Origin of the sequence: Luteibacter sahnii (genome assembly GCF_034063545.1) — a bacterium.
GTDB lineage: Bacteria > Pseudomonadota > Gammaproteobacteria > Xanthomonadales > Rhodanobacteraceae > Luteibacter > Luteibacter sahnii.
On record NZ_JAQLOK010000002.1, the window covers coordinates 961,071 to 973,293 of the forward strand.

12 protein-coding genes are annotated in these 12,223 nt (G+C 68.7%); 7 read left to right on the forward strand and 5 right to left on the reverse strand.

Annotation, left to right across the window (positions count from 1 at the left end; all coding sequences use genetic code 11):
• The first annotated feature begins 61 nt into the window (after positions 1-61).
• Positions 62-1,879: an SLC13 family permease gene (locus PI246_RS09645; protein WP_320551228.1), complete on the forward strand. Its 1,818-nt coding sequence runs from the start codon at positions 62-64 to the stop codon at positions 1,877-1,879.
• Positions 1,880-1,895: 16 nt separating this feature from the next.
• On the opposite strand, the gene PI246_RS09650 is transcribed toward PI246_RS09645, so the two are convergent.
• A complete protein-coding gene (locus PI246_RS09650) occupies positions 1,896-2,234 on the reverse strand; it encodes a Rieske (2Fe-2S) protein (protein WP_320551043.1) in 339 nt (112 codons plus the stop codon).
• Positions 2,235-2,309: 75 nt separating this feature from the next.
• Between PI246_RS09650 and PI246_RS09655 the strand changes: the two genes are divergently transcribed.
• The 3 genes from PI246_RS09655 to yedA all read left to right on the forward strand — a co-directional run bounded on the left by PI246_RS09655 (position 2,310) and on the right by yedA (position 4,536).
• On the forward strand, positions 2,310-2,579 hold the full coding sequence (locus PI246_RS09655) for a hypothetical protein (RefSeq protein ID WP_320551044.1): 270 nt from the start codon (positions 2,310-2,312) through the stop codon (positions 2,577-2,579).
• A 72-nt stretch (positions 2,580-2,651) separates the two neighbouring features.
• Positions 2,652-3,527 (forward strand): methylated-DNA--[protein]-cysteine S-methyltransferase, encoded by an 876-nt coding sequence (locus tag PI246_RS09660; RefSeq protein ID WP_320551045.1) that lies wholly within the window; start codon positions 2,652-2,654, stop codon positions 3,525-3,527.
• 94 nt (positions 3,528-3,621) lie between these two features.
• Positions 3,622-4,536 (forward strand): drug/metabolite exporter YedA, encoded by a 915-nt coding sequence (yedA, locus tag PI246_RS09665; protein WP_320551046.1) that lies wholly within the window; start codon positions 3,622-3,624, stop codon positions 4,534-4,536.
• Positions 4,537-4,873: 337 nt separating this feature from the next.
• On the opposite strand, the gene PI246_RS09670 is transcribed toward yedA, so the two are convergent.
• The 4 genes from PI246_RS09670 to PI246_RS09685 are packed head-to-tail and all read right to left on the reverse strand — an operon-like array spanning position 4,874 to position 9,342.
• Entirely contained in the window at positions 4,874-6,187 is a 1,314-nt protein-coding gene (locus tag PI246_RS09670; RefSeq protein ID WP_320551047.1) for an ABC transporter permease, read from the reverse strand.
• Between the two features lie 13 nt (positions 6,188-6,200).
• On the reverse strand, positions 6,201-7,367 hold the full coding sequence (locus PI246_RS09675; protein WP_320551048.1) for an ABC transporter permease: 1,167 nt from the start codon (positions 7,365-7,367) through the stop codon (positions 6,201-6,203).
• A gap of 16 nt (positions 7,368-7,383) precedes the next feature.
• Complete coding sequence (locus PI246_RS09680) at positions 7,384-8,070, reverse strand: ABC transporter ATP-binding protein (RefSeq protein ID WP_320551049.1); 687 nt, start codon at positions 8,068-8,070, stop codon at positions 7,384-7,386.
• A gap of 18 nt (positions 8,071-8,088) precedes the next feature.
• Complete coding sequence (locus tag PI246_RS09685) at positions 8,089-9,342, reverse strand: efflux RND transporter periplasmic adaptor subunit (protein ID WP_320551050.1); 1,254 nt, start codon at positions 9,340-9,342, stop codon at positions 8,089-8,091.
• A 120-nt stretch (positions 9,343-9,462) separates the two neighbouring features.
• Here PI246_RS09685 and PI246_RS09690 point away from each other — a divergent pair, with 120 nt between their 5' ends.
• The 3 genes from PI246_RS09690 to PI246_RS09700 all read left to right on the forward strand — a co-directional run bounded on the left by PI246_RS09690 (position 9,463) and on the right by PI246_RS09700 (position 12,211).
• A complete protein-coding gene (locus tag PI246_RS09690) occupies positions 9,463-10,149 on the forward strand; it encodes a fumarylacetoacetate hydrolase family protein (protein WP_320551051.1) in 687 nt (228 codons plus the stop codon).
• Between the two features lie 73 nt (positions 10,150-10,222).
• Positions 10,223-10,633 (forward strand): large-conductance mechanosensitive channel protein MscL, encoded by a 411-nt coding sequence (mscL, locus tag PI246_RS09695; RefSeq protein ID WP_320551052.1) that lies wholly within the window; start codon positions 10,223-10,225, stop codon positions 10,631-10,633.
• A 135-nt stretch (positions 10,634-10,768) separates the two neighbouring features.
• Positions 10,769-12,211 (forward strand): M20/M25/M40 family metallo-hydrolase, encoded by a 1,443-nt coding sequence (locus PI246_RS09700; RefSeq protein WP_320551053.1) that lies wholly within the window; start codon positions 10,769-10,771, stop codon positions 12,209-12,211.
• The last annotated feature ends 12 nt before the right edge of the window (positions 12,212-12,223 follow it).

Consider the following 12,223-nt stretch of genomic DNA (forward strand, 5'->3'; position numbering starts at 1 on the left):
TCGGCCTGGCCGCCAACGGACCGGATCGGATAGCTACCGGGTGCTGACTCTCACTCCTGACATGATCCTCGTGCTGGGCCTGGTGGGCTTCACCATGCTCATGCTCGTTCTGGAGTGGATCCGGGCCGACATGGTGGCCCTGCTGGTGGTGGTCACCATCGGCCTCACCGGGCTGATCCCCGGCGACCAGGTGTTCAACGGCTTCGCCGGCAACGCCGTCATCGCGATCATCGCCATCATGATCATGGGCGCGGGTCTGGACCGCGCCGGCGTGCTCAACCTCACGGCATCGTTCGTGATGCGGATGGCGCGCGGCATGGAATCGCGCCTGGGCGTGGTGGTGAACAGCGTCACCAGCCTGTTCAGCGCGGTGATCCCCAGCCAGGCCCTGGCCGCACTGATGATTCCGGTCACCAGCCGCCTTTCGGCGCGCACCGGCGTGCCGCTGTCGCGCCTGCTGCTGCCAATGGCGTTCTGCATCCTCACGGCGACCAACACCACGCTCATCGCGAACTCCCCGCTGATCGTGCTCAACGACCTCATCGCCAGCGCCAACAGCAACCTGCCGCCCGGCGCACACACGATCCCGAAGTTCGGCCTGTTCAGCGTGACGCCCGTGGGCCTGATCCTCGCCGTGCTGGGCGTGGGCTTCTTCTGGGCTTTCACCCGCAAGCTGCTCCCCGAGCGCGAGGACGACCGCCTCAAGGTCACCCCGGGCCGCACCGAGAGCTACTTCGCCGACACCTACGGGATCGCGGGCGAGACCGCCGAACTCACCGTCACCGCCGAAAGCCCCCTGGTGGGCATGAGCATCGGCGAGGTCGAACAGTTGCACGGCGCGCCGCTGATCCTGGCGATGAAGACGGGCACCGAGAGCCGCGTGGCGCCGCCGTCGGACCAGATGGTCTGGGTGGGCACCGTACTCGGCGTGCTGGCGCCGCGCGACGCCATCAACGCCTTTGCCAACAACCAGCTGTGCCGCGTGTCGATGCGCATGCGCCAGCTCGGCGAGCAGTTCAACACGACCCGGGCGGGTATTTCCGAGGCGGTGGTGCCGCCCAGTTCGCGCTTTATCAAGCAGACGGTGGGCGACCTGCGCCTGCGCAAGCGCTTCGGCATCTCGGTGCTGGCGGTGAACCGCGGCGACGACGTGTTTCGCGAAGACGTGCGCGCGGTCAGCCTGCGCGCCGGCGACACGCTGGTGCTGCACAGCAAGTGGCGCGACCTGATGCTGGCCGAGGAAGACCGCGACATCGTCGTGGTTACCGACATCCCCAAGGAAGAACAGCGCCCCGGCAAGATCTGGCAGGCGGTCGGTTTCTTCGTGCTGGCCAAGTGCCTGGCCCTTTTCACCCACCTCGACCTCTCGGTGGCGATGATGACCGGGGCGGTGGGCATGCTGCTCACCGGGGTGCTCAACATGGACGAGGCCTACAAGGCGATCAACTGGAAGACGATCTTCGTCACCGCCTGCCTGATTCCCCTGGGCTGGTCGATGGATTCCACCGGCACCGCCTCGTGGATCGCCCAGCAGGTGCTGGCCATCCTGGGCCACGCGCCGCAGTGGACGATGCAGCTGTGCATCGCGGTGCTCACCCTGATGTTTTCCCAGGTGATGTCCAACGTGGGCGCCACCGTGATGATGGTGCCCATCGCCATAAGCGTGGCGGTGAGTACCGGCGGCAACCCGTCCGCGTATGCGCTGATCGTGGCCGTATCGTCGTCGAACACCTTTCTCCTGCCCTCTGGCCACCCCGCCCTGATGATGGTGGCGGGCCCGGGCGGCTACCGGGCGAAGGATTTCCTCCGCGTCGGCCTGCCGCTCACGCTGCTGGTGCTCGTAGTGACCCTGGTCTCGATCAACCTGATGTACCGCTGATCGGGCGAGATCTTTCTCAGGTCAGGCGAACGTCGCCGTCGACCACGGTCACCGCCACCGCACGCAGGCTCTGCCCCTTGCAGGGGCCCGCTTCGCACAGCCCATCGTCCGCCGTGAACGTGGCCCCGTGGGCCGCGCAGATGACCTTGCCGCCGCGCACCAGGAACTTGCCCGGTGCATAGTCGAGGCGCCGGCCCGCATGCGGACACACGTTGAGATAGGCCCGCGCCTCCTCGCCCCCGCGGTACACCAGCAGGGATTCCGTCTCGCCGTCGACGAGCGCCTCGACTTCGATGGCGTTGCCGTCGGGAATCGCATCGAGACGGCAGAGGATGGGAAGGGCGTCAGGCGTCATGGCACTTGTCTGTGGGGAGGGGATGCCCCAAGGTAGGGGGCACGCATGTCATTGTGCCATACGGATTTTTAACCCATGACCTTCGTCTTCCCGCCCCTCCGCCGCTCTCGTAACCCGCTGGTGCGCGCCCTCTCCGTGCTGGCCGGCCTGGCCCTGCTGGGGGTGCTGCTCGTGTTCGGCGTGGTCGTGCTGGGCGTGCTCGTGGCCGGCAGCCTGGTGTTTTTTGCCCTGCGCCAGTGGAAGCTGGCCCGTTCACCGCGGCCGGTCGCCGCCGAATCGCGCCGCCCTGACGTGCTCGAGGGCGAGTTCACGGTGATTCGCCAGGGCCGCCCGGTCCACCACTGACATCGCAAGAAGCGGATGGCAGCCTACCGGTTGCCGCGCCGACACTGGCTTCCCCGATCGCCGGAGGCCCCCATGCCCAACGCCCTCGCCATGCCCGATCACCACGACGATGCGCTCGAGCGGGTGCGCTCCGCCCTGGAGCGTGACGACGGCCCCGATGACCTCGCCAGCCTCGCGACGCTCGCCGGGCTGAGCCCCACCCACCTGCAGCGCGCGTTTCGTCGACGCTACGGCATGAGCCCCGCCGAATACGCGCGGGCCCGCCGTTTCGATCAGCTTCGCGGCGCGCTGCAACGAGGCGCCACCGTCACCGACGCCGTCTACGACGCCGGGTTCGGTTCCGGCAGCCGCGTCTACGAACAGAGCGATCGCCGACTGGGCATGACCCCGGCGAGCTATCGCGCGGGCGGCGCGGGGGCGTCGATCCGCTACACCACCACCGGCACGCCCCTGGGGCGCCTGCTTGTCGCCACCACGGCGCGTGGCATCTGCTCGGTCACCCTCGGCGAGAGCGATGCCGCGCTCGAAGCCCGTCTCGCGGGCGAGTTTCCGCTGGCCGAGCGCGAACGCGTCGACGCGGGGCGTGAGGAGTGGCTCGACGCAGTGATCGCCCGCGTCACCCGCGAACTGGGCTGGAGCACGGCGGACGCGCCCGCCGTGCCGCCCCTGGACGTCGCCGCCACCGCGTTCCAGTGGCGGGTGTGGGACGCGCTGACGCGCATCCCGCGGGGCCAGACGCTGAGCTATGGCGAACTCGCGGCGGCGCTCGGCATGCCTGGCGCCGCGCGCGCCGTGGGCCGCGCCTGCGGCAGCAATCGCCTCGCGCTGCTGGTGCCCTGCCATCGCATCGTGCGCGAGGACGGCAGCCTGGGCGGCTGGCGCTGGGGCGTGGACATCAAGCGTGAACTGCTGGCCGGCGAGCGCGCCATGAACGCTGCTCAAGGCTGACTCTCGCCGCGCTCGCTACCGCCACACCCGGTGGGGCGCTATCGTGATCCGTTCGCGACGCATGACGCGTGCGCCCTTGCTCCTGGACCGACCGATGTCGAACGCCGCTTGCCCCCCGTCTTCCGCCTCCGTGTCGCTTGCCGGCGATCCGCGCTGGCTGGTGCCGCTCTCGCTGCTGGCGATGTACGTCATCTGGGGCTCCACCTATCTGGCGATCCGCTACGCCCTGGCAAGCTACCCGCCGTTCCTGCTTGCGGCGATGCGTTTTGCCGTGGCGGGCACGCTGTTGTTCGCCGTGCTTCGCCTGCGCGGCGTGGCCCTGCCCACGCGCCGGCAATGGCGCAACGCCGCCATTGTCGGCACGCTGCTGCTCGCCGGCGGCAATGGCCTGGTGTGTTTCGCCGAACAGACCGTCAGTTCGGGCATCGCCGCCGTGGCGGTGGCGAGCATGCCGCTGTTCGCGGCCGTGTTCGCGGGCATGAACGGCGAATGGCCCTCGCGCACGGAGACCGCCGGCCTGCTGCTCGGCTTCGTCGGCGTGGTGGTGCTCAACCTTGGCGCCGGTCTCTCCGGATCGCCGCTCGGCGCCCTCGCGCTCATCGGCGCGGCGATGGCCTGGGCCTTCGGCTCGGTGTGGTCGAAGCGCCAGGACATGCCCAACGGCCCGATGAATACCGCCGCGCAGATGCTGTGCGCGAGCGTGTCGCTCATCGTCATCGCCCTGCTCCACGGCGAGCGCCTGCCGTCGCATCCGCAAGCGAGCGCCACCGCGGCGCTCGTTTACCTGGTCGTGTTCGGCTCGATCGTCGCGTTCAGCGCCTATCTCTACGTATTGAAGAAAGTGCGACCGGCAGTGGCGACGAGTTACGCCTACGTGAATCCACCGGTCGCGGTGCTGTTCGGCGTGGCCATCGCGGGCGAACACGTGGGGCCGTTCGACCTGGCCGGCATGGCGATCATTCTCGTCGGCGTAGGCATCATCACGATGCTGCGTACACGCAAGGCCTGATCCCGCGGACACACGGAAACGGCAGCATCGGCGGCGTGTCGCGCGCAACGTGATGGCTATCGCAAGCCCGCGAGGGCTTCGGGGCTTTTGAGAAACCGTCCCTATGCCGTGCGGGCCGGAGGCTTTTACGCTTCCGGTTTTACCCGACGGAGGCGACGCGCCATGCCACCCGCCCAGCGACCCCGCTTGCGGCCCTACCTCTGCATCGCCCGCGGGGCCACAGTGTTCGGTGTCGCGGTGGCCGCGCTGGCATCGTGCCAGCGCTTCGACCGAACCTGGCCGCCGCCCGCCACCCGCGCCGACGACGTGCCGCCACAGGGACGCGCCGTCGACGACCTTACAGTTCGCGCAGCGCCGTCGTCACCGGTAGCCGCGCCGCGCGCACCGCGGGAAAGAGCCCCCCGATGAAGCCGATGGCGAGCGCCCACTTGATGCCCGTCCAGAGCAGGTCGCCGCTTACGTGGAAGCGGAACACCACCTGGCTGAAATTGGCACCCAGCGTCGAGGCGGAATACCCGTTGAAAACCACCCAGACCAGTCCCGCGCCGATCGCGCCCCCGAGCAGCGCCAGCAACATCGTTTCCAGCATGACCGACACGACCACCGGTACGCCGCGGAAGCCGATCGCCCGCAGCGTGGCGATCTCGCGTGCCCGGGCCTGGATCGCCGCGAACATGGTGTTGAGCGCGCCGAACACCGCGCCGATCGCCATGATGATGCCCACCGTGATGCCCACGATGCGCAGCACCTTGGTCAGGCCTTCGGACTGCTTGCTGAAGTAATCGTGCGTGGTGGACACATCCACCTTCAGGCGCGGGTCGGCGGCGAGGCTGGCCTTGAACGTGTCGAAGGCGGCGGCCGAATCCAGCAACACCGTCACCGAAGCCACGCTGCTGCCGCGGCGGTAGGCCGACGCGACGCTTTGGGTATCGCCCCACAGCTCCGACTCGAGCGCATCGTGCGACTCGAACGTGCCGACGACGGTCCAGGTCTGTCCGGCAAGCCGCAGCGACTTGCCCACGTCCAGCCCGGCGAACTGCGCCTTCGCCCCCTTGCCCACGATGAGTTCGCGCAGGCCCGGGGTAAACCTCCGGCCTTCGACGATCTTTACCTGGTCGCGCAGCGCCCAGACGTCGCCGCTGACGCCGCGAATGGGCACGTTGGCATCGCTGTCGGGCTCACCCTTGCGCGGCAGGTTGGCGACCACCACCAGTTCGCTCGACGCGACCGGCTTGCCGTCGGCGCCCTTCTTCACCCCAGGGGCCTGGATCACCACGTTGGCGCTGTCGCGGTCCAGCACGGAGTTGAGCTCCGCCTGCGAACCGCCGCGAAGCACGATCGCCGTGCGGTCGTTGCCCGTGGCGCGGAGGGTTTCGGCGAAACCTTCGCTCATCGCCAGCATGGCGACCAGCACGCCCACCACACCGGCGATACCGACCACCACGACGGATGACGATCCCAGCCGCTGGGTGACGGTGGACAGACCCACGCGGGTCACCTGCCAGGTCTGCCGGCCACGCCGGGTGAGCGCCATCCACAACCCGAGGACGGCCGCCAGGACGACCACGCCCTGCGAGGGCATGGCGATCCACACCATCAGGAACACCGCGACGATCAGCAGCATGAGCAATCCGGTACCGAAGCTCTTCATGACGTGTCTTCCTTCAGCGCCCGGCGAGCGCGTCGACGATGTTGAGGCGCATGGCGCGGATGGCGGGCAACGCACCGACGAGCGCACCGATGGCGACCATCAGCGCGATGCCCAGCAGCCAGGTCTGCGCGCCGATGGGGGGCAGGTTGAGCATGCCGCCGCTGCCCTTGGCGACGATGGGCACCAGCACGGCCGCGATGGCCAGGCCCAGCACGCCGCCGAGCACGAGCAGCAGCACACCTTCGGCGAGCACCATGCCCAGCACGCTGCGGCTGGAGAAGCCGATGGTCTTGAGCACGGCCAACTCGTTGGTGCGCTCGCGAACGGCCTGCGCCATCGTGTTGCCCGTGAGCAGGATAAGCGTGAAGAACACGGCGCCCATGATGGCCGACACGATCAGGCCGATGTCGCCGAGCTGCTTCGCGAACGACGCATTGAAGGCCTGTTCGGTCTGGGTCTTGGTCTCGTGATCGGAGTTGGCCGAAAGCGCGTCGATGGCCTTGGCGACGCTGTCGGCCTTGTCGGCCGAGGTCAGCTGGATCGCATACCAGCCCACGGTGTCGCCGAGGCTCCGATAGGCGTTGGCTTCCTGGAAATACTTGTAGTGGAAGAAGAACTGCTGGTCGGTGCCGTTGGCCGCGCCCTTGGCAGGCGTGTAGATGCCCACGATGTCGAACGGCCAGGTCTTGTCGCCGTTGCGCTGCGGGAAGATCGTCGACTGCAGCGGCACCTTGTCGCCCACCTTCCAGCCGAAGCGCTTGGCCAGCGCCTCGCCCACGATGGCACCGGTGCGCGTGGTCTCGAAGGCCTTGCGTTGTTCGGGCGACAGCTGGATCTCGTGGTAGATGTCGAGGTAGTTGTCGCTGACGGCGAAACTCAACACGAAGTTCTTCGGATCTTGGTAGATGCCGCCGAACCAGTTCGCGTGTCCCACCGTCTTCACGCCGGGTACCGCCTGCATGCGCGTGGCGAGGCTCGACGGCAGCGACTGGATGATCGAATAGCGTGACGTGGTAATCAGCCGGTCCACGCCCACCACGCTGCCGCCCGACGAAAACGCCGCACGCGTCGCGTCGAGCATGCCGAACAGGAGAAACGCCGCGAGAATCGACACCAGCGTGAGGAAGGTGCGGGACTTGCGCCGAAAGAGCGCGGCCCAGATGAGGTGCAGGTATTTCATGCCGGCATGCTCCGTGTCAGGCCGCCGCCTGCTCGACGAGGGCGCCCTTGTCGAGATGCAGCGTATGGTTGGCGTATTCGGCGGCCTTGGGATCGTGCGTAACCATCACGATCGTCTTGCCGTGCACGCGATTGAGTTCGCGCAACAGGCCGAGGATGTCCTCGGCCGACTGGCGGTCGAGGTCGCCCGTGGGTTCGTCGCAGACCAGCAACGTCGGATCGGACACGATGGCGCGCGCGATCGCGACACGCTGCTGCTGGCCGCCGGAGAGTTCCGACGGCTTGTGCGAGGCGCGATCCGCCAGCCCTACCAGTTGCAGCGCCACCGAGGCGTTCTGCCGGCGCTGGGAGGCCGACAGCTTGGTCAGCAGCAGGGGCAGTTCGACGTTGCGCTGCGCGCTCAGCATCGGCATGAGGTTGTAGAACTGAAACACGAAGCCGACGTGCGCCGCGCGCCAGCGGGCGAGCTGGCCGCCGCTCATCCGGTCGATGCGCTCGCCGGCCACGCTGAGGCTGCCGCCCGTCGGCGTGTCCAGGCCGCCGATCAGGTTCAGCAGCGTGGTCTTGCCCGACCCGGACGGGCCCATCAGCGCGAGGAAATCGCCCTCCGCGATCGCGAGGTTCACGCCGTGCAGCACTTCCACCTTCTGCCGGCCGCGTTCGTACACCTTCGACAGGTCGTTGATCTCGATCAGGGTGCTCATGGGTATCTCCGTGCGGTATCAGGGCGCCGGCGCGGCGGTGTCGACGGCGCTGCCATCGGTGAGTGAGTCGGGGGGCGACACGACCACGGTGTCGCCCGCGGCGAGGCCCGACGTGACCAGGCGCAAGTCGCCGCTGGCCGCGGATGTGACGGTGACATCGCGGCGGCGCGCATGCGCATCGACCACCGCGTACACCACGTCATGGCCGTCGCGCCGGACGATGGCGGCCGAGGGCACCATCACGCCTTTCGGCGTCGCCGCCGCCGTGGCGGCGCGGCGCTCGAGAAACGACACGCGCACGCCCATGTCGGGCACGATGCGCGCGTCCTTGTTATCCAGCGCCACACGCACCTTCACCGTGGCCTTGCCGCGATCGGCGGCGGGCACGATGGCGATGACGTGCGCGGGAATCGTCCAGTCCGGGTAGGCGTCCAGCACGGCCTCGGCGGGCATCGACGGCTGCACGCGACCGATGTAAGCCTCGTTGACGTCCACGTCGATCTCCAGCGAATCCATGTCGACGATGGTGCCGACGCCGGTGCGGGTGAAGCCGCCGCCGGCGGACAGCGGCGAGACGATCTCGCCGACCTGGGCCGCCTTGTCGGTGATCACGCCGTCGAACGGCGCCCGCACCACCGTGTAGTCGAGATTGACCTGCGCCACGCCGACCTGGGCGTCGGCCGCGCCGGCCTGGCGCCGGGTGGTCTGCAGCTGCGCGCGATAGGTGCTGGCCTGGGTGCGCGCCTGCTCGGCCGCCTGGTGCGAGACCAGGCCGCGGCCCACCAGGGCCTCCTGCCGATCCGCGTCGCGCAGCGACTGCGCGAGCTGGGCTTCGCCCTGGGCGACGGTGGCGTGCGCCGCGGCCGCGTTGGCCTGGGCCGCCTGCAGGCTCGCGCGCAGGGCGTTGTCCTCCAGCCGGGCCAGCACCTGGCCCTTGCTCACCCGGTCGCCCTCTTCGATCAGCACCTGGGTCAGGGTGCCGGTGATCTGCGCGGATACCGTCGCCTGGCGACGCGCGGTCACGTAGCCGGTGGCCTGGAGCACGGCGCTGGCCTCGGCGGCGTTCGCGGGGGCCACGGCGGTGGCGGTGTGCACCTCGACGGGCCGCCGCGCCAGCCACAGCCACGCGCCACCGCCCACGGCGGCCAGCGCCACCGCGACGGCGATCGCGGTCCACGCGACCCGTGCGCCCTTGCCGTTTCCGCCCCCGGACGACTCCCGGTTCGTCTTGTCGATCTTGAGCTGCCGCAGCAGCTCGGCATTCGAAGTCATGCGCTCTTTGTCCCCTGGTCGCCCACGAATGGATGATGCGATCGGGGCAAACCGTGAACCACTTGCCGCCATCAGTCATCTGCCGTGACAGCTGTCACCCGGCGCCGGTACGCTATCGGCATGTCGACCGTCATCCCCCCGCCGGCCCTGCCGAGCCTTCCCGTCGCCGGCCGTGCCGAGCGCTTCCCCGTCCGCCGGATCTTCTGCATCGGCCGCAACTACGCCGACCACGCGAAGGAAATGGGCGCCACGCCCGACCGGACGAACCCGATGTTCTTCACCAAGCCCGCCGATGCCGTGGTCACCGACGGCAACGACGTGCCGTATCCTTCGGCCACGAACGATCTCCATCACGAGGTGGAAATGGTGGTCGCGCTGGGCGCCGGCGGCAGCGACCTGTCGCCCGACGACGCGGCGCGGCTGGTCTGGGGCTATGGCGTGGGGCTGGACCTCACCCGCCGCGACCTCCAGGCCCAGGCCAAGGCCAAGGGCGCCCCCTGGGACGTGGCCAAGGGCTTCGACCACTCCGCTCCGGTGTCGGCGCTGGTGCCCGCCGACCAGTCGTGCCCGGTCGACGCGACGCCGATCTCGCTCGAGGTCAACGGGCAGGTGCGGCAGTCGGCCACGCTGGGCGACATGCTATTCAGCGTGCCGGAGATCCTCTCGCATCTGTCGCGCCTGTTCGAGCTGAAGGCCGGCGATCTCGTCTTTACCGGCACGCCGGCCGGCGTGTCGGCACTGTCCCGGGGTGACCGCTTCGTCGCCCGCCTCGGCGACATCGCGACGCTCGAAGGCCGGATAACCTGACTTCGCGAAGCGCTAACACCTGTCCGTCTAGGTTCAACACCTTGCCCTACCGCCCACCAAGGAGAACGATCCGATGAGCTTCATCGCGGAATTCAAGAAATTCGCCCTGCGCGGCAACGTGGTCGACCTCGCGGTCGGCGTGGTCATCGGTGCGGCCTTCAGCAAGATCGTCACCTCGCTGGTGGACAACATCATCATGCCCCCGCTCGGCTGGGCCATCGGCGGCATCGATTTCTCCGACTGGAAATGGGTGCTTCGACCGGGCGATGCCGCGGCGAAGATTCCCGAAGTGGCGATCCAGTACGGCGTGTTCATCAACGTGCTGATCCAGTTCTTCATCGTCGCCTTCGCGATCTTCATGGTGGTCAAAGCCATCAACAAGCTCACCCGCCGCGAAGCGGAGAAACCGGCGGCGCCGCCGGCCGACGTGGTGCTGCTCCAGGAAATCCGTGACCTGCTCAAGCAGCAGAACCACACGCCCTGAGCCTGTCGGAGCGCGCCCTGCGCGCGACGGGTCACCGGTCGCGTCAGGGCGCCACCTACGTCGCGTGACTTCCGGCCTAGTCGCCGTTTTCGGGGCGGCGCAATAATCGGAGCTTTCCGTCCCCGGGGGTCACCGATGCGTCATACCGTCCGTCTGCACGCGCTCGCCGCGTGCGTCGCGCTCGCCTTTTCCGCCCACGCAGCCGCCCGCGACACCATCATCCCCGACAAGGCCGTCGCCGCGGCCACCGCGCTGCGCGATCGTGCGATGAACGACACCACCGGCTACGACTTCGTCGCCGGGTTGACCACCGAGGTGGGTCCACGCCTGGCCGGCAGCGCCGCCGACAAGCGCGGCGTCGAATGGACGGTGGCGAAGTTCAAGGCCATGGGCTTCGACAAGGTCTACACCGAGAAGGTGAGCTACCCGCTGTGGGAGCGCCGCAGCGAGCACGCACAGATCGTGGCGCCCTATCCGCAGCCGCTGGCCGTCACCGCCCTGGGCTATTCCGCGGGCACTCCCGCGGGCGGCCTCACGGCGCAGGTGGTAGCGTTCGACGACCTCGCCGCCCTGAAGGCGGCGGACCCGGCGACGGTGAAGGGCAAGATCGTCTACGTCAGCACGCACATGACCCCGCAGAAGGACGGCCACGACTACGGCATGGGGTCGGCCACGCGCACGGCCGGCGCCGTGGTCGCCGCGAAGATGGGGGCGGTCGCCTACCTGCTGCGCTCGGCGGGCACCGATCCGCACAGCCGAACGCCGCACACGGGTGTCACCGGCTTTAAGGATCCCGCCGAAGCGATCCCCGCCGCGGCCCTCTCGCTGCCCGATGCCGACCAGCTCGAGCGCGTGGTGAAGTCGGGCAAGCCGGTGACGCTGAAGCTCGATCTCGACGTCGGCTTCAAGGGCACCTACCAAGGCGAAAACGTGATCGCCGAAGTCACCGGCCGCAAGCACCCGGACGAGGTCGTCGCCATCGGCGGCCATCTCGACTCATGGGACCTGGGCACGGGCGCCATCGACGACGGCGCGGGCGTCGCGATCGCCGCCGCTGCGGCCAAGCTGATCAAGGACATGCCGCAGCGCCCGGACCGCACCATCCGCGTGATCGCCTTCGCCAACGAAGAAATGGGCCTGTGGGGCGGACGCGCGTATGCCGACGCGCACGCCAAGGAGGTATCGACGTTCCAGCTGGGCACGGAGTCCGACTTCGGTGCCGGACGCGTCTGGCGGATGACCGCGTCGGTCAAGCCCGAGGCACGCAACGCCATCGCGCAGATCGCAAAGGTGCTCGAACCGATCGGCGTGGCCTACGACGCCAGCCGTCCCGGCGGCGGTGGCTCGGACCTGTCGCAGATGCATGCCAAGGGCATGGCCGCGCTGTCGCTCACGCAGGACGGCACGAACTATTTCGACTACCACCACAACGCGAACGACACGCTCGACAAGATCGACCCGAAGGACCTGGCGCAGAACGTGGCGGTGTACGCGGCATTCGCGTACATGGCCGCACAGGCCGACGGCAACTTCGGCTCGGCACCGGGCGCGTTCGCGAACGACGGGGCGCACGACTGAGGCATGCCGCAT